Here is a 24,263-nt window from a genome sequence, read left to right as displayed (position 1 = left end):
AGCCGGGACCACGGCCGATTCACTGGCAAGCCTCGCAGTCGGGGTTGTCGATCGAGCAGAACTTCATGTCCGTCGCCGGCAGTTCGGGCTCGACGGCGGCGACCGGCGCGGCGGGCTGGGCCATCACCGGCGCGGCGCCGGCGGACACCGCGTTGAGCTGGCCCGAGCGCGTGACCGTGCTCTTCTCGGCCTGCGTCGCGCTGATGGTGCGCAGGTAGTAGGTCGTCTTCAGGCCACGCTGCCAGGCGAGCTTGTAGGTCTCGTCGAGCTTCTTGCCCGACGCGCCGGCCATGTAGATGTTCAGGCTCTGCGCCTGGTCGATCCACTTCTGGCGGCGCGCGCCGGCTTCGATCAGCCACGCGGTGTCGACCTCGAAGGCGGTCGCGTACAGCGCCTTGATGTCCTCGGGCACGCGGTCGATGCGGCGCAGCGAGCCGTCGAAGTGCTTGAGGTCCATGACCATCACGTCGTCCCACAGGCCGAGCGCCTTCAGGTCGCGCACCAGGGACTCGTTGATGACGGTGAACTCGCCCGACAGGTTGGACTTGACCGACAGGTTGCCGAAGCAGGGCTCGATGGAGGCATCGACGCCGATGATGTTGGAGATGGTCGCGGTCGGCGCGATGGCGACGCAGTTGCTGTTGCGCATGCCGTGCGTGGCGATGCGGGCGCGCAGCGCGTCCCAGTCCATCGTCGCGGAGCGGTCCACGTCGACGTAGCCGCCACGCGCCTCGGCCAGCAGGTCCAGCGAGTCGATCGGCAGGATGCCGCGGTCCCACAGCGAGCCCCGGTACGAGGAATAGCGGCCGCGCTCCTCGGCCAGCTCGGTCGAGGCCCAGTAGGCGTGGTAGCAGACGGCTTCCATCGAGCGGTCGGCGAACTCGACGGCGGCCTCCGAGGCGTAGGGCGTGCGCAGCTGGTAGAGCGCGTCCTGGAAGCCCATGATGCCCAGGCCCACCGGGCGGTGGCGCAGGTTGGAGTCGCGCGCCTTCTTGACGGCGTAGTAGTTGATGTCGATGACGTTGTCGAGCATGCGCATCGCCGTGCGCACGGTCTGCTTCAGCTTGGCCTGGTCGATCGCGCCATCCTTGATGTGCTGGGCCAGGTTGACGGAGCCGAGGTTGCAGACGGCGATCTCGCTGTCGTTGGTGTTCAGCGTGATCTCGGTGCAGAGGTTGCTCGAATGCACGACGCCAACGTGCTGCTGCGGGCTGCGGACGTTGCAGGCGTCCTTGAACGTGATCCAGGGGTGGCCCGTCTCGAACAGCATCGACAGCATCTTGCGCCACAGGTCCTTGGCCGGCATGCGCTTGAACAGCTTCAGTTCGCCGCGGTCCACCTTCTGCTCGTAGCCGACGTAGGCCTCCTCGAAGGCCTTGCCGAACTTGTCGTGCAGGTCGGGGCAGGTGGAGGGGCTGAACAGCGTCCAGTCGCCGCCCTCGATGACGCGCTTCATGAACAGGTCGGGAATCCAGTTCGCCGTGTTCATGTCGTGCGTGCGGCGGCGGTCGTCGCCGGTGTTCTTGCGCAGGTCGAGGAACTCCTCGATGTCCAGGTGCCAGCTCTCCAGGTAGGCGCAGACGGCGCCCTTGCGCTTGCCGCCCTGGTTCACGGCGACGGCGGTGTCGTTGACGACCTTCAGGAAGGGCACGACGCCCTGGCTCTTGCCGTTGGTGCCCTTGATGTGCGAGCCCAAGGCGCGCACCGGGGTCCAGTCGTTGCCCAGGCCGCCGGCGAACTTGCTCAGCAGCGCGTTCTCCTTCAGCGCCTCGTAGATGCCGTCGAGGTCGTCGCTGACGGTGGTCAGGTAGCAGCTCGACAGCTGCGAGCGGCGCGTGCCGCTGTTGAACAGCGTCGGCGTGCTGGACATGAAGTCGAAGCTGGACAGCACCTCGTAGAACTCGATGGCGCGCGCCTCGCGGTCGATCTCGTTCAGCGCCAGGCCCATGGCCACGCGCATGAAGAAGGCCTGCGGCATCTCGATGCGCACGTCCTCGATGTGCAGGAAGTAGCGGTCGTACAGCGTCTGCAGGCCGAGGTAGTCGAACTGCAGGTCGCGCTCGGCCTTCAGCGCGGCGCCGAGGCGGGCCAGGTCGTACTGCGCCAGCTTCTCGTCCAGCAGCTCGGCCTGGATGCCCTTCTTGATGTAGCCGGGGAAGTAGTCGGCGTAGCGCGCCTGCATCTCGGCCTGCGTGACCTCGCCGCCGACGATCTCGCGGCGGATGGTGTGCAGCAGCAGCCGGGCCGTCGCGCGGCTGTAGCCGGGGTCCTTCTCGATCAGCGTGCGCGCGGCCAGGATGGCGGCCTTGTAGACCTCGTCGATGGCGACGCCGTCGTACAGGTTGCGCTGCGTCTCGGCGAGCACGGGCTCGGGCTTCACGTCGGCGCCCAGGTTCTCGCAGGCGGAGGCGATCAGCGACTTCAGCGCGGCGAGGTCCAGCGGGCGGCGCTCGCCGCCGTCCACCACCATCAGCTGCGGCTCGGCGGCGCGGGCGGCCTCGCCCTGCGCGGCGCGCTCCTGCGCGCGGCGCTCGCGGTAGAGCACGTAGGCGCGGGCGACCTCGTGGTGGCCGCTGCGCATCAGGCCCAGCTCGACCTGGTCCTGCACGTCCTCGATGTGGAAGGTGCCGCCGCTCGGACGCGAGCGCAGCAGCGCGCGCACGACGGCCTGGGTCAGCTGCTCCACCGTCTCGCGCACGCTGGCCGAGGCCGCGCCGCTGGTGCCGTGCACGGCCAGGAAGGCCTTCATCAGCGCCACCGCGATCTTGCTGGGCTCGAACGACACCACCGCGCCGTTGCGGCGGATGATCTGGTAGGCCTGGTAGGTGTTCAGGGCCGGGGCGCTGGCAGCGTCGGATCCAAACGCGGCCGGTGCGTTCAGTGCGGCAGGGGCGGTATGGCCCGTGGCGGCTTCATGCAGCATGAGGGAATCCTTCATCAAGAAATGGCGGGCAAATGCGCGGCGCAGACCCGGTGGCGGATCGACGCGCTGCGCGCTGCTGGGGTGGAAGTGTTTCGGCCCGGCCGGTCCGTTGCCTGGCCGCTGTGGCAGCGGCGCTCCCGGCGGCACGACTGCCACGGCAGGGCCGTGGCGCACAGCGATTCCGGGAAGAGGGCCATGGGTCGACTGGGTTCGCAGAATATCACGACGGGACACTATATCTAGTGCCTGGACCCCTGGGTAGGCCACATCCCTAGCGTCAAACCCGACCGTCGATCGGGCTGGACAAATCGTCGTCGGGCGCCATGCGCCGATCGCATCGGGCATCGCAGGCGGCGGCCCGCACCGGCATTGGCCTGGCGGGCCGAGGCAGGCCGCCAGGCCGCGCCGTTGCTGGGGTGGCGAAGCCGCGCCGCGCGCCGCAATGCCGGGTTCGCAGGATTCAAGCAGGGCAAATCCCAGGGGCCAATGACGCGCGGAATTCGCGGGCCGAGCGCCGGGCCGCTCCCAAGCCGGCCCGGCGGGCGATGTGCTTGCGGCTCAATGCCGCAAGCATCGTCATCCCCTCGGGGGCTGAGGCCGGACACGGCGAGCCCAGTGGGCTCGCTGTGCCTGCCGAAGAGCAGCGGGCTGGCCCGCTGCGCGGTCTGCAAGACCGAGCAGACCCGCCCGCGTTCAGCGCGGCGAGGCTGGGCGAGGGGTCAACTTTCAGCGGCCGAGATCGCCAGCCGCGCCATGCGGTAGCGGATCTGCCGCAACGACAGCCCCAGGCTCGCCGCTGCGGCCGTGCGGTTGAAGCGGTGCGCCTCCAGCGCGCGCAGCAGGATGGCGCGCTCCACCTCGTCGAGGTACTGCGCCAGGTCGCCCGGCAGCTGCTCGGGCAGCGACAGCCCCTCGGCCACCGGCGCCGCGGCCACCGGCGTGTCCAGCGCCGCGAACTGCGACTCGCTGCGGTCCCCGTCCAGCAGCGCGTCGGGCAGGCCCAGGTCGCCCGCGTCGATCCACTCGCCGCCGGCCAGCGCCAGCGCGCGGTGCAGCAGGTTCTCCAGCTCGCGCACATTGCCCGGGAAGGCGTAGCGCGACAGCGTCTGCAGCGCGCCGGCCGTCAGCCGCGGGGTGGGCGACACGCCCGCGTCCTGCGCGATGCGGGCCAGCACGCGGGCGCTGATCAGGCCCAGGTCCTCCAGCCGCTCGCGCAGCGGCGGCACGCGGATCTGGATGACGTTGAGGCGGTAGAACAAGTCCTGCCGGAAGCGGCCGGCCGCGACCTCGGCGGACAGGTCCTTGTGCGTGGCGCTGAGGATGCGCACATTGACCGGGCTCTCGGCCGTCGCGCCCACCGGACGCACCGAGCGCTCCTGGATCACGCGCAGCAGCTTGCTCTGCATCGCCAGCGGCAGGTCGCCGATCTCGTCGAGGAACAGCGTGCCGCCGTCGGCCGCCTGGAAGAAGCCCTCACGGTCCTCGTTCGCGCCGGTGAAGGCGCCCTTGCGGTAGCCGAAGAACTCGGCCTCCAGCAGGTTCTCGGGGATGGCGCCGCAGTTCACCGCGACGAAGCGCTCGCCCGCGCGGGCGCCGTGGTCGTGGATCGCGCGCGCCACCAGCTCCTTGCCGGTGCCGGACTCGCCCTGCACCAGCACCGGCGCCATGCTGCGGCCCACCTTGTCGATCAGCGAGCGCACCGCGCGGATGGCCGGCGACTCGCCCACCAGCCGCGGCGCGGTGGGCCCATCCGCCGCCACGGCCGGCGCGGCGGCGGGCGGCGCCGGGGCCACGCGGCCCAGCGCCGAGCCGATGACGAGGCGGAACTGGCGCAGGTCCACCGGCTTGGTCAGGTAGTCGAACGCGCCGGCCTTCAGCGCCTCCACCGCGTTCTCGGCCGAGCCGAAGGCGGTGATGACGACCGCCTTCTCGGGCCGCCCGGCCTGCTCCAGCCAGCGCAGCAGCGCCAGGCCGGAGCCGTCGGGCAGCCTCATGTCGGTGATGACGGCGCTGTACGGGCGGGCGTTCAGCTGCGCCAGCGCCTCGGCCACCGAGCCGGCGCTGTCGATCTCGTAGCCCTCGCGCAGCAGCGTCAGCTCGTAGAGCGTGCGCAGGTCGGGCTCGTCGTCGACGACCAGCAGTCGCGGCGCGGAAGAGGCGGTCGTCATGGGGCGGCAGGCGTGCGCAGATGCACGCAGAACTCGTTGGACGCCGCGTCGGCGGCGCGTCGGTACTCGATGCGGGCGCCATGGCGCTCGCACAGCTCGCGGCAAATATAGAGGCCCAGGCCCGAGCCCCGGCTGCGCGTCGAGAAGAAGGGCTCGAACAGGTGGCGCTCCACGTCCGGCGGCACCGGCGGGCCGGCGCTGCGCACCACCAGCGTGAGCGCGGCGCCCGCGGCCTCGCGGCCGGGAGGGCCGCCGGGGGGGGCGCCCGGGCCGCCGTCGCCGCGCGCCAGCGTCACGCGCACCGCGTCGGCGCCGCCGTCGCCGTGGCGCAGCGCGTTGTCCAGCAGGTTGACGAGCACGCGGCGCAGGTGCTCGGCGTCGAACAGCGCCACCAGCCCGGGCTCGGCCACCTGCAGCCGGAAGCGGCTGCCCGCGCCCGGCTCCAGCCCGTTCACCAGCATCCAGTCCGCGCAGGCCTCGCGCACCAGCGCGCTGGCGTCCAGCGCCTGGGTGGCCGGCTGCACGCCGGGGGCCAGCTCGGTCACGTCGTCCACCAGGCGCTTGAGCCGCTGCACGTTGGCGGCCACCATGCGCGTCAGCGGTTCGGCGCGCTGGCCGGCCACGTCCTCGGCGATCAGCGCATTGGCCTGGGCGATGGCCGCCAGCGGGTTGCGGATCTCGTGCGCGATGCCGGCGGACACGCGACCCATCGCGGCCAGCTTCTCCTGGCGGGTGCGGGCCAGCAGCTCGCGGTTGTCCTCCACGAACAGCACGCACAGCTCCTCGCTGCCCTCGCGCTGGCGCGTGAAGCGCAGCCGCAGCCGCAGGCTGCGCAGCGCGCCGCCCGGCAGCGGCAGCGCCACGTCCAGCTCGCCGGCCGCCGCCCCGCCGCCATAGGCCTGCTCCAGCGCCTGCACCAGCGGCTGCCAGTCGCTGCGGCCGCGCAGCTGCCCGCTCGGCTCGCCGCCGGCCGCGCCCAGCAGCGCGCGCGCCGCCGGGTTCATCGCCCGCACGCGGCCGCGGCGGTCCACCACCAGCACGCCCTCCTGCATCTCGTCGATGACCAGCCGGCTCAGCTGCTCCTGCTGCCGCGCCAGCGCCAGGCTGCCGCGCGCGGCCTGCTCCTCGCGCGCCAGGCGCGCGCTCAGCTCGCCGGCCAGCAGACTGACGGCGAACAGGCCGCCGCCCACCAGGCCGGCCTGGGTCGTCTTCAGGCTCACGTCCATGCCCAGCATCAGCAGCCACAGCGACGAGCCCAGCAGCCCCAGCGTGGCCGTCGCCGCGGTGGCCAGCGCCAGCCGGCGCGGGCACAGCACGGCCGCCATCAGCACCGGCATCACGAACAGCGCGCCGTAGTTGACGCCGCTGGCGTCCAGCGCCTGCAGCGTGCCGAACAGCACCAGGTCCAGCCCGATCGCGCTCCACCAGTGCACGCTGCTGATGCGCGCCAGGCTGCGCGCCGACGCGCCGCGGCGCAGCCCCGGCAGCAGCCACAGCGCGACGGTGGCCAGCGCATAGAAGGCGCTCAGCGCCAGCGTGGAGCGGGCCGGCGGCGACGCCACCCACGCGGCGACGAGCTGCGCGGCGATCAGCGCCAGGCCCAGCGCCGCGCGTGCGGACACGAAGGCGCGGTACAGCCGGGCGAACGCCGCGCTGCCCCCGGCGGGCTCGGCCGGCGCCTGCTCGATGAACCAGCCGGCGGCGGCGGGCGCCGTGGCCGCGCTCAAGCGGAGCCCTGCCGCGCCTCGAAGCTGGCGCGATGCGCGGCGCCGCAGAACACGCCGCCCTGGCCCGGCAGCGCCTCGTCCGCCGGCAGGTGCATGCCGCATTCCGCGCAGCGCAGCATGGCCCGCGGCGGCGCGGGCGGCCGGGGCGGGTCGGCCTCGGGCGGACGCGGCCGCCCGCGCCGGGCGCCCAGCACGAAGAACAGCCCGGCCAGCAGTGCCAGCAGCAGCAGGTACTTCACGCCACGCCTCCCGTCGCGCCGCGCTGCAGGATGACCTCGAGCACGAAGCGCGAGCCGGCATAGGACAGCAGCAGCAGCGCCGCACCCGCGTACAGCCAGCGCGTGGCGCGCCGCCCGCGCCAGCCGTAGACGCGCCGGCCCACCAGCAGCCCGGTCAGCACCAGCCAGCCCAGCACCGCGAGCAGGTTCTTGTGGTCCCACTTCCACTGCGGCGTGAACCCCCAGCCCAGCAGGATGGCCAGCGACAGCACGCCCACGCCGGCGGCGACGAACTGGAAGGTCAGCCGCTCCAGCTGCAGCAGCGGCAGGCCGCCGGACGCCGCCTGCTTGCGGCGCAGCCGGCTCTCGGCGCGGTTCATCAGCGCGGCGTGCAGCACCGCGACGCCGAACAGGCCGTAGGACGCCAGCCCCAGCACCCAGTGCAGCGGCGCCCAGGGCGAGGCCGCCAGCGGCCGGCTCTCGCCGGGGAAGGCCCAGGCCAGCAGCACCGCCGCCGCCGCCAGCCAGGCCAGCGCGCGGCGCACGCTCTGCAGCGGCAGGAAGCGGCTCTCGACCAGGTAGACCGTCAGCACCAGCCAGATCGTCATGGACAGCGCCGGCGCGAAGCCGAAGCGCGCGCCCGGCACGGCCAGGCCGTAGCCGCTGATGTCCAGGAACAGCGCGGCGAACTGCGCGCCCCAGGCCAGCGCCAGCGGCGCCGCCGAGCGCAGCGGGCGGTGCGCCGCGGCCTCGCCCGCCGCCGCGCGGGCCGGCCGCAGGCCCACCCACACATAGCCCAGCAGCGCCAGCGCGCTGGCGGCGGCGAGCGCGGCGGCCGGCCCGGCACCATGGGCGCCGGCAGCGGCGTCTCCGAGGGGGGCGGGCGATAAACTCATGGGCCGCAGTGTACTTTTGGCCTGCTGCCGTCCCGGCGGCCCGGCCCCTTCCGAATCCCCATGGCATCCACCCTCACCGACCGCCTGAGTCGCCTCGTCAAGACGATGCGCGGCCAGGCCCGCATCACCGAGAGCAACGTGCAGGACATGCTGCGCGAGGTGCGCATGGCGCTGCTGGAGGCCGACGTGGCGCTGCCGGTGGTGCGCGACTTCATCGCGCGGGTCAAGGAGAAGGCGCTCGGCCAGGAGGTGGTCGGCTCGCTGAACCCGGGCCAGGTGCTGGTCTCCGTCGTCCACAAGGAGCTCGCCGCGACCATGGGTGCCGGCGTGGCCGACATCAACCTCGCCGCGCAGCCGCCCGCCGTCATCCTGATGGCCGGCCTGCAGGGCGCCGGCAAGACGACGACCACCGCCAAGCTCACCAAGCACCTGATCGAGAAGCGCAAGAAGAAGGTGCTGACGGTCTCGGCCGACGTCTACCGCCCCGCCGCCATCGAGCAGCTGAAGACAGTGACGAAGCAGGCCGGCGGCGAGTGGTTCCCGTCCGCGCCCGACCAGAAGCCGCGCGACATCGCGCTGGCCGCACTGGACCACGCGAAGCGCCACTACTTCGACGTGCTGCTGGTCGACACCGCCGGCCGCCTGGCCATCGACGACGCGCTGATGGCCGAGATCAAGGAACTGCACGCGGCGCTGAACCCGGTGGAGACGCTGTTCGTCGTCGACGCGATGCAGGGCCAGGACGCGGTCAACACCGCCAAGGCCTTCAAGGAGGCACTGCCGCTGACCGGCGTGATCCTGACCAAGCTGGACGGCGACTCGCGCGGCGGCGCGGCGCTGTCGGTGCGGCAGATCACCGGCGCGCCGATCAAGTTCGCGGGCGTGTCCGAGAAGATCGACGGGCTGGAGGTGTTCGACGCCGAGCGCCACGCCGGCCGCGTGCTGGGCATGGGCGACATCGTCGCGCTGGTCGAGCAGGTCACGCAGAGCGTGGACCTGGCCGACGCGCAGGCCATGGCGGAGAAGCTCAAGACCGGCGGCTTCGACCTGAACGACTTCCTGCAGCAGATCGCGCAGATGAAGAAGATGGGCGGCCTCGGCGGCCTGATGGACAAGCTACCGACGCAGATGATGGGCAACAAGCAGCCGGGCCAGGCCGACATGGACCGCGCCGAGCGCGACATCAAGCGCATGGAAGGCATCCTGCGCGCGATGACCGCCAAGGAGCGCGCCCGCCCCGCGCTGCTGATGGACGGCAAGACCAAGGCCAGCCGCAAGCGCCGCATCGCCACCGGCGCCGGCGTGCAGATTCAGGACGTCAACCGCCTGCTGAACCAGTTCGACCAGATGCAGCAGATGATGAAGAAGATGAAGGGCGGCGGCCTGATGAAGATGATGAAGAAGCTGGGCGGCATGAAGGGCATGCTGCCCGGGATGTGAGCTCATCCGGGTACGAAATGGCGCCTGAAGACGGCGCGCACCAGGGCCAGGCCGGCCATCATCGCGGCGCCCAGCACCAGGAAGGTCAGGGCCTGCGGCCCGAGGCCGCCGAGGCCCGCCCCGCGCGCTGCGAGCCGCGCCGCCGCCAGCCCGGCCGTGACCGCATAGACGGCCCCGCACAGGCCCAGCGTCCATCCCAGGCGCAGCGTCCTGAAATTGCGCTGCGCGACCTGCAGGCCCAGCACGAACGGCGGCCCGGCGAGTGCGCCCAGGCCCATCAAGGCCAGGTCGCCCCAGGTCAGGGGCGGCTGGCTGGCGGCGGCCGACGCCAGCGCCATCGGCCCGCTGCAGGCGCCCGCCAGCGCGGCGGCGGCGAGCAGCCCGCGACGCATCAGCGCGCCGGCTCGCATCTCACTCCAGCAGCGCCCGGGCGAACTCGCGGGCGCTGAAGGTCTCCAGGTCCTCCAGCTTCTCGCCGACGCCGATGAAGTAGACCGGCACCGGCCGCTCGCGCGCGATGGCCGCGAGCACGCCGCCCTTGGCGGTGCCGTCCAGCTTGGTGACGATGAGGCCGGTCAGGCCCAGCGCGTCGTCGAAGGCCCGCACCTGGTTCAGCGCGTTCTGGCCGGTGTTGCCGTCCACCACCAGCAGCACCTCGTGCGGCGCATCGGCCTGCGCCTTGGCGATCACGCGCTTGATCTTCTTCAGCTCCTCCATCAGGTGGATCTGCGTCGGCAGCCGGCCGGCGGTGTCGGCGATGACCACGTCGGCGCCGCGCGCGCGGCCGGCGTTCACCGCGTCGAAGGACACGGCGGCCGGGTCGCCGCCCTCCTGGCTGACGATCTCGACCTGGGCGCGGTCGGCCCAGACGCCCAGCTGCTCGCGCGCGGCGGCGCGGAAGGTGTCGGCCGCGGCCAGCAGCACCTTCTGGTCGGCCTCGGCGAGATGGCGGGTCAGCTTGCCGATGCTGGTGGTCTTGCCGGCGCCATTGACGCCCACCACCATCATCACCGTGGGCGTGAAGCGGCCCACCTCCAGGCCCTTCTCCAGCGGTGCCAGCAGCGCGGCCAGCGCGTCGATCAGCAGCGCGCGCACGGCCTGCGGGTCGGTCGCGCGGGCGTCCTTGACGCGGCGCTTCAGGTCGTCGAGCAGGAACTGCGTGGCCTTGACGCCGGCATCGGCCATCAGCAGCGCCTCCTCCAGCTCCTCGTAGAGCTGCTCGTCGATCTTGGTGCCGCTGAAGACTCCCGCGATGCTGCCGCCGGTCTTGCGCAGGCCGGCACGCAAACGCTCCATCCAGCTCTGGCGCGGTGCCGGGGCGGGTGCCGGTGCCGGTGCCGGTGCCGGAACCGGAGCGGGTGCAGGCGCTGGCGCTGGCGGCGGCGGTTCGACGGGTGCCGGCGGCGCGGGGAGCGCGACCGGCGCTGGCGCTGGCACCGGCGCGGGTGGCGGCACCGGCGCGGGAGGCGGTGCGGCCACCGGCTCGGCCACGGGCGGCGGGGGCGGAGGCGGCGCGCTGGCCGGCCGGGTGGCCCAGCCTTCGGGCAGCAGCGTGGGCGCGTCGGTGTCGGCGGGCGCGGGGGCCGGCGCCGACTTCTTGAAGAAACTGAACATGCGCGGCATTTTCGCCGGGACGCGGGCCGGGCCGCCGCGCGGCCTTTCTCGCATGCGCTTGATTTTTTGGCGCCGGGGAACGGGGTGACACTTCCCCGCGCTTCCCGCACTCCCGGTCCGCCATGCACGCTGCCCTGCTTCCTGCCCTCCGGTCCCTCCCGCTCGCCGCGCTGCTGCTGTGGACCGCCCCCCAGGCGCAGGACCTGCCGGGCCAGCAGCCGCCGACGGCGGTCAGCACGCCGTCGCTGCCGGTCCGGCCGCCCCCCCGGGGCGAGACGAGCTTCCTGATGTCGGCCTTCACGGCCACCTCGCAGGACCGGCTCAGCCTGTTCACCTCCAGCGACGGCATCGGCTTCACGTCGCTGGGCTCGGAGGTCTACCAGCCGCCCCGGGGCCTGCTGCGCGACCCGTCCATCATCCGCGCGGCCGACGGCCTGTACTACATCGCCTACACGACGGGCTGGAGCGGCTCGACCTTCGGCCTCGCCCGCTCCGCCGACCTGAAGCACTGGACGCACCTGGCCGACGTGCCGGTGCGGCTGCCGGGGGTCAGCAACGTCTGGGCGCCCGAGTGGTTCCGCGACGCCGACGGCAGCCTGCGGCTGGTCGTGAGCCTGTCCCGCACCGGCACGCAGGGCCCGTTCGGCGCCTACACGCTGAAGGTGCTGGACGCCGGGTTCACGGCCTTCTCCGACCCGGTGCCGATGCGGGGCCTGGAGCACAACACCATCGACACCTTCGTCGTGCGGGACGGCGGCCGCTACACCGCGTTCACGAAGAACGAGACGACCAAGTTCATCGAGCTGGCCACCGCGCCCGCGCTGGACGGCCCGTGGACCGTGCAGAAGACCGGCGACTGGGCCGGCTGGGGCGGCTGGACGGAAGGCCAGTCGCTGGTGCCCATCAAGTCGAGCGACGGCCGCCCCGGCTGGCGCATCTACTTCGACGACTACACGACGAAGCGCTACTGGTACTCGGACAGCTTCGACGGCTTCGGCACCTGGACGCCGAAGCGGGAGCTGGGCGGCGTGTCCGGCACGGTGCGCCACTTCACCGTGATCCCGCAGGACACCGCGCAGCTGCAGCGCGCGACCGCGCCGAAGAACAAGCCCCGGACCATCGCCTGGGACCGCCACTCGCTGATCATCGACGGCCGGCGCGAGATGATCTTCGGCGGCGAGTTCCACCCCTTCCGCCTGCCCTCGCCCAGCCTGTGGCGCGACGTGCTGCAGAAGATGAAGGCCTCGGGCCTGAACGCGGTGGCCTTCTACTTCGCCTGGGGCTACCACTCGGCCAAGCCCGGCCACTACGACTTCACCGGCATCCGCAACGTCGAGCGCGCCATCGAGATGGCCGAGGAGGAGGGCCTGTACGTCATCGCCCGCATGGGCCCCTACGTGAACGCCGAGCTGACGGCCGGCGGCTTCCCCGGCTGGCTGCTGCGCCAGCGCGCCGAGGCGCGCACCGACGCGGCCGAGTACCAGGCCGCCACCGACGAGTGGATGACGCAGATCAACGCCATCCTCGCGCGCCACCAGATCACCGACGGCGGCGGCAATGTCATCGCCTACCAGCTGGAGAACGAGCTGTTCGCGGTGAACCCGAAGAACGTCCGCCACATGCAGCACCTGGCGGACAAGGCGCGCGCCGACGGCATCACCGTGCCGCTGTTCCACAACGCCGCGTCGCGCCTGCCGGACTGGACGCCGAAGAACTCCACCGCGCCCTTCGCCAACCCCGGCCCGACCGACCTCTACGCCTTCGACGGCTACCCCGGCGGCGTCTGCGACGTGTTCGGCCACCCCGGCGCGCCCGCGCCCGCGCCGGACTGGGGCCTGTACGGCAAGAACTTCCCCAAGGTCGGCGCGCTCGCCTCGCCCAACACGCCGGGCTTCGTCGCCGAGATCGGCGCGGGCTGGTTCGACTACTGGGGCAGCAACGGCAGCTACGAATGCACCGCCAGGCGGCAGGGCCCGGGCTACCAGCGCGTGTTCTACGGCGGCAGCCTGATCAACGCGCTGACCATCCACTCCCTCTACATGGCCTTCGGCGGCACCAGCTGGGGCTGGCTGGGCGGGCCGGTGGTCTACACCAGCTACGACTATGGCGCGCCGATCAGCGAGGCGCGCGTGATGCGCGACAAGGCCATGGTGCTCAAGCAGATGGGCGGCTTCGTGCAGGCCGCCACGCCGGTGCTCGCGGCGATGGACAAGGGCGACGTGCTCGACCCCGGCAATGCCAACGTCAGGCTCTATCACAACGTCAACCCGGCGCTCGGCAGCCATGTGCTGCTGGCCCAGCACAACCACCTGGACGGCACGGCCGCCTTCGGCTTCACGCTGCAGACCCGCGACGGCCGCTATGCGATCCCGCAGGCCGGCCGGCTGACGCTGACCGGGCAGGACGCCAAGCTGCTGCTGGCCAGCTATGCGCTGGAGCGCCAGCACCTGGTCTACAGCACCAGCGAGCTGCAGGCGCAGCTGCGGCAGGGCGCGCGCGACCTGGCGCTGCTGTACGGCCGCGACGGCGACGACGGCGAGACGGTGCTGCGCTATGCGAGCCGGCCGACCGTGAAGCTCCTGCGCGGCAACGCGCAGGTGACCTGGGACGCCCGGCGCGGCGACCTGCGGCTGAACTACGCGCACCACGGCCTGATCGAAGTGCTGGTCAGCGGCGGCGGCCGCGCGCCGCTGTTGCTGCTGCTGGCCGACGAGAAGACCGGCTGGGAGTTCTGGCGCCTGCAGGCCGGCGACCAGCCGGCGCTGGTGCGCAGCCCGGCGCTGGTGCGCCAGGCCGCGATCAACGGCGGCACGCTGGCGCTGACCGGCGACACCACCGCGCCCAGCGCGCTGCGCGCCTGGGTGCCGGAGGGCATCGCCGCGCTCAGCTTCAACGGCCAGCCGGTGGCCAGCCGCGCGCAGGACTTCAGCCTCGCCGCCCGCGCCGCGCTGGCCGGGCCGGACGCCGTCACGCTGCCCGACCTGATGCAGCAAGCCTGGACCCGCCGCTTCGACTCGCTGGAGGCCGACCCGGCGTTCGACGATGGCGCCTGGCGCCGGGCCGACGCGCCGGTGTCCGCCGCCAACGTCTACACCGCGACCGACAAGGGCCAGCCGGTGCTGGCGATGAGCGACTACGGCTTCCACCACGGCGACGTCTGGTACCGCGGCCGCTTCAAGACCACCGACAGCCAGCCACTGCAGCTGGAGCTGTTCTTCGGCGGCGGCGGCGCCGGCATGATCCAGGCCTGGGTGGACGGCCGGTTCATCGGCCAGCAGGACCTGGACACCGGCCGGCCCTTCCCCGAGACCACCGACACCTTCCGCCAGACGCTGAAGGGCCTGCCGCCGGGCGAGCACGTCATCGCCGTCGTCGTGCGCAACAACTCGCACAACTGGGACCTGTTCGCCGACGACGTCCACAAGGAGGCGCGCGGGCTGATCTCGGCGTCCCTGACGCCGCGCGGGGGCCCGCGCTTCGGCCTGCCCATCGCGTGGAAGCTCCAGGGCAACAAGGGCGGCGAGGACATCGCCGACCTGGTGCGCGGCCCGCTGAACAACGGCGGCCTGCACGGCGAGCGCATGGGCTGGCACCTGCCGGTCGATCCCGCGCAACCGCAGGACGGCTGGGCCGCCACCCAGCCCGGCGCCGCGCCGCCCGCGCCCGGCACCTACTGGCTGCGCACGAGCTTCAAGCTGGATCTGCCGCAAGGCCACGACGTGCAGCTGGGCCTGGCCTTCGGCGACACCAGCAAGCCGCGCTCGGCGCGCGAGAACCGCGCGCTGATCTTCGTCAACGGCTGGAACCTGGGCCAGTTCATCGCCCACATCGGCCCGCAGCGCGTGTTCGTGCTGCCGCCGGGCATCCTGAACCCGAACGGCGACAACACGCTGGCGCTGGCGGTCACGACCGACGGCGACGCGGCCAACGCGCTGGAGCCGGTGCGGCTGCTGCCGCTGGCCGTGGCGCGCGGCGGCGTGCCGCTGGAAGCCGTGGCGCAACCGCGCACCCTGCAGCGATGAAGACGAGGCACCGCACCGCCATCGCCGCCGCGCTGCTGGCGCTCGGCGCCGCGGCCTTCGCGCAGCGCCAGGTGCAGCGGCTGGACGCCGGCTGGCGCTTCCAGAAGGGCGACCCCGGCGCGGCCATGCAGCCGGCCTTCGACGACCGCGGCTGGCGCGTCGTGCGCGTGCCGCACGACTGGAGCATGGACGAGCCCTTCCGCCCCGACTTCGGCAGCGGCAACGGCTACGCGGCCGGCGGCATCGCCTGGTACCGGCGCAGCTTCACGGCCGGTGCCGAGCAGCGGGGCCGGGTCGCGCGCATCAGCTTCGATGGCGTGTACGACCACGCCCAGGTCTGGATCAACGGCCAGTACCTGGGCGGCCGGCCCTACGGCTACAGCAGCTTCGAGTTCGACCTGACGCGCTACCTGAAGCTGGACGGCAGCCCCAACGTGCTGGCCGTGCGCGTGGACCATTCGCGCGAGGCGGACTCGCGCTACTTCACCGGCTCCGGCCTCTACCGCGACGCGCGGCTGAGCTTCACCGACGCGCTGCACATCGCGCCCTGGGGCACTTACGTGACCACGCCCGCCGTCAGCGCGGCCCGGGCCGACGTCAAGGCCGAGGCCGAGCTGGTCAACGCGGCGGCCGAGGCCCGCGCCTTCACGCTGCGCAGCGAAGTCGTCGCGCCGGACGGCCGCGTCGTCGCCGCGCACGAGGCCCGGGCCCGCCTGGCGGCCGGCGAGCGCCGCACGCTGTCCCACCGGCTGGCGGTGGACCGGCCGCTGCGCTGGTCGCCCGACACGCCGCAGCTGTACACGCTGCGCCAGACCGTGCGGGTGGACGGCAAGCCGGTGGACCAGGCCGACACGCCGTTCGGCATCCGCAGCTTCCGCTTCGACCCCGACACCGGCTTCTCGTTGAACGGCCGGCCGCTCAAGCTCAAGGGCGTGTGCCTGCACCACGACGCCGGCAGCCTGGGCGCGGCGGTGCCCGCGTCGGTGCTGGAGCGCCGGCTGCGGCAGCTCAAGGCCATCGGCGTCAACGCCATCCGCACCAGCCACAACCCGCCCGCGCCCGAACTGCTGGACCTGGCCGACCGCCTGGGCCTGCTCGTGCAGGCCGAGGCCTTCGACGAGTTCACGCCGACCAAGAACAAATGGATCGCCGGCTGGAACGTCGGCGTGCCGGGCCGCCAGGGCTACGGCGAACTGTTCGCCGAATGGGGCGTGCGCGACGTCGAGGCCATGGTGCGCCGCGACCGCAACCACCCCAGCATCGTCATGTGGAGCGTGGGCAACGAGGTGGACTACCCCAACGACCCCTTCTCGCACCCGGTGCTGGGCGCCAAATACCGCCCCGCCGCGCCGCCGGCCAGCGACCTGCTGCGCTGGGGCCCGCCGCTGGTGGACGCCGTGCGCCGGCTGGACCCGACGCGGCCGGTCACCGCGGCGATGGCCTCCGTCGAGATGAGCGACGCGGTCGGCTTCGCCGCGCTGTTCGACGTGGCCGGCTACAACTACCAGGAAGCGCGCTACGCGGCCGACCACGCGAAGTTCCCCAGGCGCGTCATCTACGGCAGCGAGAACCGCCACGACTACCGCGCCTGGGCCATCGTGCGCGACACGCCCTGGATCTCGGCCCAGTTCCTGTGGACCGGCTTCGACTACCTCGGCGAGGCGCCCGCCTGGCCGCAGCGCGGCGCGGACTTCGGCCTGTTCGACCTGGCCGGCTTCATGAAGCCGCGCGGCGCCTTCCGCGCCAGCCTGTGGAGCGAGCAGCCGGTCGTCCACCTGGCCGCCGCGACGGCCTCGGCCACGCGGGTGGCCTCGCAGTCCGGCCAGGGCGCGCCGCTGCTGGACCAGCAAAAACGCGCCCGGGTCGCCGCGCACTGGAACTGGCCGGCGGGCGAGCCCATGGTGGTGTCCGCCTACGCGAACACGCCGGAGGTGCAGCTGTGGCTGAACGGCCGGCGGGTCGGCACGCAGCAGGCGGCCGACGCCATCGAGGGCGTGCTGACCTGGACGCTGCCCTTCGAAGCCGGCGAGCTGAAGGCCGTCGGCCTGCGGGACGGCCGGCCCGTCGCCGAGTCCCGGCTGGAGACGGCCGGCGCGGCCGCGCGCATCGAGCTGCAGCGGGTCGCTGCCGGCGCCGACGGCGTGGAGCAGATCGCCTTCTTCGTCGTCGATGCCGCCGGCCGGCGCGTGCCGGACGCCGCGCACCGGCTGCGCTTCGAGCCGCAGGGCGGCCTGGAAATCCTCGGCATCGGCAACGGCAACCTCGCCGACGTGGACGATCCGCGCGACGCCGAGCACGCCGCCTTCGAGGGCCGCGGCCTGGCCGTGCTGCGCCGCGCCGACCCCCATCAACCCGCGCGCCTGCGCGTCACCGCCGCCGGCCTCGCGCCGGCCGAGCTGGCGCTCTGAGCCGCACCCGGAGACAAACCCATGCCCCAGCAAATCCTCAAGCCCGTCGATTCCTCCAAGATCCATCCGCTGCTGGCCCACCACACGGCCCAGCTCGGCGCGGACCGCGACGACATCCGCGGCGCCATCGCCCGGCTCATCGACAACCTGGTCCACATCGAGGACGCCGACGGCCAGTTCCTGCTGCGCCTGGACGACGGCCGCGTGCTCGACACCAAGGGCTGGAACGGCTTCGAGTGGACGCATGGCGTGGGCCTGTACGGCGTCTACAAGGTCTGGGAGCTGACCGGCGACCCCGCGGCCTGGGACATCATGACGAGCTGGTTCGAGGCGCGCTTCAAGGAAGGCATGCCCAGCCGCAACATCAACACGGTGGCGCCCTTCCTGACGCTGGCCTGCCTGTTCGAGCGCAGCGGCGAGCGCCGCTACCTGCCCTACCTCGACCGCTGGGCCGAATGGGTCTACCGCGACCTGCCGCGCACCGAGGAAGGCGGCTTCCAGCACATCGTCTACAACAGCGTGAACCACCAGCAGCTGTGGGACGACACGCTGATGATGTCGGTGCTGCCGCTGGCCAAGTTCGGCCTGCTGCTGGGCCGCCCGCACTACGTCGAGGAGGCCAAGCGCCAGTTCCTCGTCCACATCAAATACCTGGCCGACCGCCGGACCGGCCTGTGGTTCCACGGCTGGACTTTCGAGGGCCGGCACAACTTCGCCAACGCGCTGTGGGCGCGCGGCAACTCCTGGGTCACCATCGTCATCCCCGAGTTCATCGAGCTGCTGGACCTGCCGGAGGGCGATGCGTTCCGCCAGTTCCTGCTCGGCACGCTGGAGGCGCAGGTGCAGGCGCTGGCGGCCTGCCAGTCGCCATCCGGCCTGTGGCCCACGCTGCTGGACGACCCGGGCTCCTACGACGAAGCCGCCGCCTCGGCCGGCTTCGCCTACGGCATCCTGAAGGCCGTGCGCAAGGGCTACCTGCCGCGCCGCTACGAGGCGCTGGGCCTGAAGGCCGCGCTGGCGGTGCGCGGCAAGATCAACGACGCGGGCGAGCTGACGCAGGTGAGCTTCGGCACGCCGGTGTTCGACACGCTGCAGCAGTACAAGGACATCCCGCTGACGTCGATGCCGTTCGGCCAGGCGATGGCGCTGCTGGCGATGGGCGAGTTGCTCGTCCGCTTCATCTGAGGCCGCCATGCAGCCGCAGAACCTGCACCCGGCGGCGCGCCAGCCGAGCTGGATCAATTACTGGGGCTGGGGCTCGGGCGACATGCTCGGCGCCGGCGCCCAGGCCGTCATCACCGGCTGGCTGTTCTATTTCTTCACGACCTTCTGCGGCCTGTCCGCCGTGGACGCCGGCCTGATCCTCGGCCTGCCGCGGCTGCTGGAGGCCATCACCTGCCCGCTGATCGGCTACGTCTCCGACAACCTGCGCCACACCTGGGTGGGCCGCAAGATCGGCCGGCGCAAGCTCTTCCTGCTGATCACCATCCCGCTGCTGCCCAGCTTCGCGCTGATCTTCCGCACCGGCCACACCTTCACCTACTACCTGCTCGCGTTCATCTTCTTCGAGCTGCTGTACACGATGTTTCTCATCCCCTGGGAGACGCTGGCCGCCGAGATGACCAAGGACTACAAGGAGAAGGCCCGCTTCGCCGGCGCGCGCATGATCGTCGCGCAGAGCTCGGCCATCCTGGCCTCCTACCTGCCCACGCTGCTGATCAGCCAGTTCGGCGGCAAGGACTCGCCCGACACCTTCTTCTGGATGGCCGCGATCTTCGGCGGCATCTTCTCGCTGGTCGTGCTCATCGTCGTGCTGACGACCTGGGAGCGCCCCTATGGCCCGCGCGAGCAGGCCGTGCTGTCGCAGACCTACGGTGGCTTCAGGCTGCGGGCGGCGCTGCTCATCCCGGTCAGGATGTTCCGCGACCTGTTCTCGACGCTGAAGATCCGCGCCTTCCGCCAGCACCTGTCCATCTACCTCGGCGGCTACCTGTCGCAGGACATCTTCAACAGCGCCTTCCCGTTCTTCGTCGCCACCGTGCTGATGGGCGCCACGCTCGCCATCTCGCAGCTGATGACGGTGATGTACGTGGCGCAGCTGGTCTCGGTGATGGTGGCCATCCAGATCGTCATCCGCACCGGCCCGGTGCTGGCCTACCGGCTCGCGGGCGCGCTGTTCGGCGCCGCGCTGCTGCTCTACCTGGCCTTCTACCTGGCGCGGCCCGAGGGCTTCGCGGAGCGCTTCGCCGCGCTGGGCGCCCACCTGTTCGGCGCGCTGAACCCGGCCGGCCCCGGCTTCTCCCCGGGCCTGGCGTTCTGGCTGTTCGTGCCCATCGTGCTGGCGGGCCTGGGCCGCGGCACGCTGAACTTCGTGCCCTGGTCGGTCTACAACTACCTGCCGGACGTCGACGAGGCCGTCACCGGCCAGCGCCGCGAGGGCATCTTCGCCGGCGTGATGACGCTGGTGCGCAAGCTCGCGCAGAGCGCCGCCATCATGGCCAGCGGCTGGATCATCGACCTGGGCGGCTACGTCAAGACCCAGCCCGGCGAGGTGGTCGTGCAGACGCCCGCAGCCATCCAGACCGTCACGCTGCTGATGGTCGGCGGCCCCCTGCTGATGCTGCTGCTGGGCGCGCTGGCCTCGTGGAAGTTCCGCCTGAACGCCAGCACGCACGCGGTGCTGGTGCACGAGGTGGAGCGCCTGCGCAACGGCGCCACCGAGGCCGAGACCCCCGAGAACCGCCGGATCGTCGAGGACCTGACCGGCTGGCCCTACGACCGCCTGTGGGGCCGCGGCAGCGGCCACGCGGCGGACTCGACGCTGCACACGCCCTCCCCCGCCACCCCCCGCACGCCGTCATGACCGACTTCAGCCGCCGCCGCTTCTTCAAGACCGCCACGCTGCCCGTCGGCGGCCTGGCCGGCCTCGCCGCCCTCGGCCCCGCCGCCGCCGCCGCGCCCGCGCCCGAACCGGCCTCGCCGCCCGCCGACCCGGCGGCGCTGCGCTGGCTGGACGGCACGCCCCCGGCGCTGATGCTGGGCGCCACGCTCGGCCTGCCCTGGCCGCGCGGCCAGCACCGCCCGGGCCAGGCCTTCCACGCGCTGGACACGCAAGGCCGGCCGCTGCCGCTGCAGACCTGGCCGCTGGCAACCTGGCCCGACGGCTCGCTGAAGTGGACGGCGCACGCCTTCCCGGCCGGCGCGGACCTGGGCGCCGCCCCGGCCGTGCGCGCCGGCCCGGGCGCGGCGGCGGCCGGCGCCCGGGTCAGCGTGCAGGAACTGGCGGACGCCGTCGTCATCGACACCGGCGTCATCCGCGTCCGGCTGCCGCGCCAGGGCGCGCAGCTCATCCGCGGCATCGAGCGCGACGGCCGCGAGCTGCTGGGCGGCTGCACGCTGGTCGCGCAGGCCGACGACCGGCCCGACGCGCTGCAGGGCCCGGTCACGCAGACGGCCTTCGAGAGCCGCATCACCCGGCTCACCGTCGAGCAGGCCGGCCCGGTGCGCGCCGTCGTCAAGGTGGACGGCACTCACCGCAGCGCCGCCGGCCGCGAGTGGTTGCCGTTCACGGTGCGCTTCTATGGCTACGCGGGCGCCGAGTCGCTGCGCGTGATGCACAGCTTCGTGTTCGACGGCGACGAGCAGCGCGACTTCCTGCGCGGCATCGGCCTGCGCTTCGATGTGCCGCTGCGCGACGCGCTCTACGACCGCCATGTCCGCTTCGCCGGCGAAGCGGGCGGCCTGTGGGCCGAGGGCGTGCGCAACCTCACCGGCCTGCGCCGCGACGCCGGCGCGGCCGTGCGCGAGGCCCAGCTCGCCGGCCGCGCGACGCCGCCGCTGGAGCAGTGGGGCGCGCAGGTGCGCAAGCTGCAGCACCGCATCCCGGCCTGGGGCGACTACACGCTCAGCCAGCTCAGCGCCGACGGCTTCCAGATCAGGAAGCGCACGAAGCCCGGCCACGGCTGGATCCCGGCCGCCTTCGGCCGGCGCGCGCCGGGCTCGGGCTATATCGGCGGCGCCAGCGGCGGCGTGGCCTTCGGCCTGCGCGACTTCTGGCAGCGCCACCCGACGCAGCTGGACATCCGCAACGCCCACACCGACGCCGCCCAGGTGACGCTGTGGATGCACGCCCCCGACGCGCCGGCCATGGACCTGCGCTTCTATCACGACGGCCTCGGCATGCAGACCCACGAGCAGGAGCTCGAAGGCCTGGAGATCACCTACGAGGACTACGAGCAGGGCTTCGGCACGCCGATGGGCATCGCGCGCAGCAGCGAGATCACGCTGTGGGCGCTGGCCGCCACGCCGACGCGCGAGCGCCTGGTGCAGATGGCCGCCGCAGTGCAGGCGCCGCCGCAGCTGGCCGCCCATCCGCAGCGCTACCTCGCGGCCGGCGTGTTCGGCCGGCTGTGGAGCCTGCCCGACCGCAGCACGCCCGCCCGCCGCCAGATCGAGGACCGGCTGGACTTCCTGTTCGATTTCTACAAAAACGAGGTCGAGCAGCGCCACTGGTACGGCTTCTGGGACTACGGCGACCTGCGCCACACCTACGACGCCGACCGCCACGAATGGCGCTACGACGTGGGCGGCTACGCCTGGGACAACTCGGAGCTGTCGCCCGACCTGTGGCTCTGGTACGCCTACCTGCGCAGCGGCCGGGCCGACATCTTCCGCTTCGCCGAGGCCATGGTGCGCCACACCAGCGAGGTGGACATCTACCACGCCGGCCGCTTCCAGGGCCTGGGCACGCGGCACAACGTGCAGCACTGGGGCTGCAGCGCCAAGCAGGCGCGCATCTCCACGGCGGCCTACCGGCGCTTCTACTACTACCTGACGGCCGACGAGCGCGTCGGCGACATCATGCGCGAGGTGCTCAGCGCCGACGGCAAGATGGACGCGGTGGACCCGGTGCGCAAGATCGCCGGCCGCGTGGACAAGGGCCCCTGGCCGGCGCGCATCGGCTTCGGCACCGACTGGGGCTCCATCGTCGCCAACGTGCTGACCGAGTGGGAGCGCACCGGCGACCCGCGCTGGCGCGACAAGCTGCTGCGCGGCATGCGCGGCATCGCGGCGATGCCGCACGGCTTCTTCACCGGCAGCGGCGGCTACGAACCCACCGGGCCCAACGAGGGCGCCTTCCACAACGTCAGCGGCGAGCGCATCAGCGCCAGCCACCTGAGCGCCGTCTTCGGCGCCGTGGAAATGATGGCCGAGCTGGTCGCGCTGATCGACGAGCCCGCCTTCACGGCCGCGTGGCTGCAGTACTGCGAGCTGTACAACGCGCCCCGGGAGCAGCAGGTCCGGGCGCTGGGCGCGCCGCACGGCGGCGGCAACGTGCTGAGCGTGGGCCACTCGCGGCTGACCGCCTACGCGGCCGCGTACAAGCGCGACCCGGCGCTGGCCCGGCGCGCCTGGCGCGAGTTCCTGGCCGACCGCAGCGCCGCCCAGCCGCTGCGGACCACACGCATCGCCGGCCCGCTGGCGCTGAACCCGGTGGACGAGGCGCCCTGGATCTCGACCAACGACACCGCGCAATGGGGCCTGGCCGCGATCCAGAACCTGGCGCTGGTCGGCGAGCACCTGGAGGGCTGACGATGAAGCCGCTGCTGCTCGCCGCCGCGCTGCTGGCCGCCCCCGCCTGGGCGCAGCCGGCGCTGCGCTTCGCCTTCGACGGCCCGCCGGCGGCCGGCGAGCTGGCGGTGCAGCCGGACACCGCCTACAGCCGCGAGCGCGGCCACGGCTTCGAGCCCGGCGCGCCGCGCAACGCGGCCGGTCAGCCCGCCTTCTTCTCGGTGGACCTGCCCGAGGGCAACTACCGCGTGACCGCGACGCTGGGCGACCGGGACGCCAGCGACACCACGCTCAAGGCCGAGCTGCGCCGCCTGATGCTGGACGGCGTGCGGCTGCCGGCCGGCCGCAGCGAGACGCGCAGCTTCATCGTCAACCTGCGCACGGCCGACATCGCCGCCGCGCCGGGCGTGGCGGCCGGCCGCGTGACGCTGAAGGAGCGCGAGATCGCCAGCGAGGCCTGGGCCTGGGACCGGCGGCTGACGCTGGAGATCAACGGCAGCCGGCCGGCGCTGACGCATCTGCTGATCGAGCCGGTCGCGCTGCCCACCGTCTACCTGCTGGGCGATTCCACGGTGGCCGACCAGCCCGGCGAGCCCTATGCGAGCTGGGGCCAGATGCTGCCGCTGCTGTTCAAGCCGACGGTGGCCGTGTCCAACCAGGCCGAGTCGGGCGAGACCCTGCGCGACTCGCTGGCCCGGCGGCGGCTCGACAAGATCCTGTCCACGCTGCGGCCCGGCGACACGGTGCTGCTGCAGTTCGGCCACAACGACCAGAAGCAGCAGCGCGACGGCAGCGGCGACGCCGCGACCTACCGGGCCGAGCTGCGCACGCACGCCGAGCGCATCCTGGCGCGCGGCGGCGTGCCGGTGGTGGTGTCGTCGATGGAGCGCCGCCGCTTCGACGCGCAGGGCCGGCTGCAGCCCAGCCTCGGCGAGTACGCCGACGCGGCGCGCGCGGTGGCGCAGCAGATGCGGCTGGCCTTCATCGACCTGCACGCGATGAGCCTGCGCTTCTACGCGGCGCTGGGCCCCGAGCGCTCGCAGCAGGCGCACCCGGTGAACGGCGGCCGGCTGGACAACACGCACCACAACGGCTACGGCGCGCTGCAGCTGGCCCGCCTGGTGGCGCTGGGCCTGCGCGACGCCCGCGTGCCGGTGGCCGGCGCGCTGCGCGATGATCTGGGCGCCATCTCGCCGGACCAGCCGCAGCCGCCCGAGCAGTTCCACGTCGCGGCCAGCCCCGGCTTCACCCAACAACGCCCGCTGGGCGACTGAGA

The 24,263-nt window shown here is 72.7% G+C and carries 14 protein-coding genes; 7 read left to right on the top strand and 7 right to left on the bottom strand.

All coding sequences use genetic code 11. The features are described from left to right. Positions 1-19 precede the first annotated feature (19 nt). The 5 genes from QM788_RS10480 to QM788_RS10460 all read right to left on the bottom strand — a co-directional run bounded on the left by QM788_RS10480 (position 20) and on the right by QM788_RS10460 (position 7,932). Positions 20-2,923 carry a ribonucleoside-diphosphate reductase subunit alpha gene (locus QM788_RS10480; protein ID WP_415661429.1) on the bottom strand — a complete coding sequence of 968 codons (2,904 nt, stop codon included), beginning with the start codon at positions 2,921-2,923 and terminating at the stop codon, positions 20-22. Between the two features lie 719 nt (positions 2,924-3,642). Then, positions 3,643-5,091 (bottom strand): sigma-54-dependent transcriptional regulator, encoded by a 1,449-nt coding sequence (locus QM788_RS10475; protein WP_415661428.1) that lies wholly within the window; start codon positions 5,089-5,091, stop codon positions 3,643-3,645. Next, the gene (locus QM788_RS10470; protein WP_415661427.1) at positions 5,088-6,818 is read right to left on the bottom strand and encodes a sensor histidine kinase; all 1,731 of its coding nucleotides are present in this window, start codon (positions 6,816-6,818) and stop codon (positions 5,088-5,090) included. Before QM788_RS10470 ends, QM788_RS10475 begins: the two co-directional genes overlap by 4 nt. Next, positions 6,815-7,057 (bottom strand): PP0621 family protein, encoded by a 243-nt coding sequence (locus tag QM788_RS10465; protein WP_415661426.1) that lies wholly within the window; start codon positions 7,055-7,057, stop codon positions 6,815-6,817. The genes QM788_RS10470 and QM788_RS10465 overlap by 4 nt, the downstream gene beginning before the upstream one ends. Beyond that, positions 7,054-7,932, bottom strand: a complete 879-nt coding sequence (locus tag QM788_RS10460; protein WP_415661425.1) for an inner membrane protein YpjD — start codon at positions 7,930-7,932, stop codon at positions 7,054-7,056. Before QM788_RS10460 ends, QM788_RS10465 begins: the two co-directional genes overlap by 4 nt. A gap of 60 nt (positions 7,933-7,992) precedes the next feature. Here QM788_RS10460 and ffh point away from each other — a divergent pair, with 60 nt between their 5' ends. Next, a complete protein-coding gene (gene ffh, locus QM788_RS10455; RefSeq protein ID WP_415661424.1) occupies positions 7,993-9,372 on the top strand; it encodes a signal recognition particle protein in 1,380 nt (459 codons plus the stop codon). A gap of 2 nt (positions 9,373-9,374) precedes the next feature. Here ffh and QM788_RS10450 read toward each other — a convergent pair whose 3' ends face one another. Together QM788_RS10450 and ftsY are read right to left on the bottom strand one after the other, a co-directional pair. Beyond that, positions 9,375-9,764 (bottom strand): hypothetical protein, encoded by a 390-nt coding sequence (locus QM788_RS10450; RefSeq protein WP_415661423.1) that lies wholly within the window; start codon positions 9,762-9,764, stop codon positions 9,375-9,377. Positions 9,765-9,783: 19 nt separating this feature from the next. Continuing rightward, a complete protein-coding gene (gene ftsY, locus QM788_RS10445) occupies positions 9,784-10,986 on the bottom strand; it encodes a signal recognition particle-docking protein FtsY (protein WP_415661422.1) in 1,203 nt (400 codons plus the stop codon). Between the two features lie 122 nt (positions 10,987-11,108). Between ftsY and QM788_RS10440 the strand changes: the two genes are divergently transcribed. Genes QM788_RS10440 through QM788_RS10415 form a run of 6 tightly spaced genes read left to right on the top strand, consistent with a single transcriptional unit; the run spans position 11,109 to position 24,261 of the window. Continuing rightward, positions 11,109-15,008 (top strand): beta-galactosidase, encoded by a 3,900-nt coding sequence (locus QM788_RS10440; RefSeq protein ID WP_415661421.1) that lies wholly within the window; start codon positions 11,109-11,111, stop codon positions 15,006-15,008. Further along, complete coding sequence (locus tag QM788_RS10435) at positions 15,005-17,416, top strand: glycoside hydrolase family 2 TIM barrel-domain containing protein (protein ID WP_415661420.1); 2,412 nt, start codon at positions 15,005-15,007, stop codon at positions 17,414-17,416. Before QM788_RS10440 ends, QM788_RS10435 begins: the two co-directional genes overlap by 4 nt. A 21-nt stretch (positions 17,417-17,437) precedes the next feature. Then, a complete protein-coding gene (locus tag QM788_RS10430; RefSeq protein WP_415661419.1) occupies positions 17,438-18,601 on the top strand; it encodes a glycoside hydrolase family 88/105 protein in 1,164 nt (387 codons plus the stop codon). 7 nt (positions 18,602-18,608) lie between these two features. Then, positions 18,609-20,279, top strand: a complete 1,671-nt coding sequence (locus QM788_RS10425; RefSeq protein WP_415661418.1) for an MFS transporter — start codon at positions 18,609-18,611, stop codon at positions 20,277-20,279. Next, entirely contained in the window at positions 20,276-23,008 is a 2,733-nt protein-coding gene (locus QM788_RS10420) for a Tat pathway signal sequence domain protein (protein ID WP_415661417.1), read from the top strand. Before QM788_RS10425 ends, QM788_RS10420 begins: the two co-directional genes overlap by 4 nt. A gap of 2 nt (positions 23,009-23,010) precedes the next feature. After that, the gene (locus QM788_RS10415; RefSeq protein ID WP_415661416.1) at positions 23,011-24,261 is read left to right on the top strand and encodes a rhamnogalacturonan acetylesterase; all 1,251 of its coding nucleotides are present in this window, start codon (positions 23,011-23,013) and stop codon (positions 24,259-24,261) included. Positions 24,262-24,263: the final 2 nt, after the last annotated feature.

It is taken from the genome of Roseateles sp., from assembly GCF_047654785.1.
In the GTDB taxonomy this organism is placed as follows: domain Bacteria; phylum Pseudomonadota; class Gammaproteobacteria; order Burkholderiales; family Burkholderiaceae_C; genus Pelomonas.
Note: the sequence above shows the minus strand (reverse complement) of the source record. Positions and strands in the feature narration are given on the sequence as shown.

Bases quoted from the DNA above. Each gene is read 5' to 3' on its own strand.
- QM788_RS10480 (WP_415661429.1), bottom strand. From the start codon at position 2,923: ATGCTGCATGAAGCCGCCACGGGCCATACCGCCCCTGCCGCACTGAAC.
- QM788_RS10475 (WP_415661428.1), bottom strand. From the start codon at position 5,091: ATGACGACCGCCTCTTCCGCGCCGCGACTGCTGGTCGTCGACGACGAG.
- QM788_RS10460 (WP_415661425.1), bottom strand. From the start codon at position 7,932: ATGAGTTTATCGCCCGCCCCCCTCGGAGACGCCGCTGCCGGCGCCCAT.
- ffh (WP_415661424.1), top strand. From the start codon at position 7,993: ATGGCATCCACCCTCACCGACCGCCTGAGTCGCCTCGTCAAGACGATG.
- QM788_RS10450 (WP_415661423.1), bottom strand. From the start codon at position 9,764: ATGCGTCGCGGGCTGCTCGCCGCCGCCGCGCTGGCGGGCGCCTGCAGC.
- ftsY (WP_415661422.1), bottom strand. From the start codon at position 10,986: ATGTTCAGTTTCTTCAAGAAGTCGGCGCCGGCCCCCGCGCCCGCCGAC.
- QM788_RS10440 (WP_415661421.1), top strand. From the start codon at position 11,109: ATGCACGCTGCCCTGCTTCCTGCCCTCCGGTCCCTCCCGCTCGCCGCG.
- QM788_RS10435 (WP_415661420.1), top strand. From the start codon at position 15,005: ATGAAGACGAGGCACCGCACCGCCATCGCCGCCGCGCTGCTGGCGCTC.
- QM788_RS10430 (WP_415661419.1), top strand. From the start codon at position 17,438: ATGCCCCAGCAAATCCTCAAGCCCGTCGATTCCTCCAAGATCCATCCG.
- QM788_RS10425 (WP_415661418.1), top strand. From the start codon at position 18,609: ATGCAGCCGCAGAACCTGCACCCGGCGGCGCGCCAGCCGAGCTGGATC.
- QM788_RS10420 (WP_415661417.1), top strand. From the start codon at position 20,276: ATGACCGACTTCAGCCGCCGCCGCTTCTTCAAGACCGCCACGCTGCCC.
- QM788_RS10415 (WP_415661416.1), top strand. From the start codon at position 23,011: ATGAAGCCGCTGCTGCTCGCCGCCGCGCTGCTGGCCGCCCCCGCCTGG.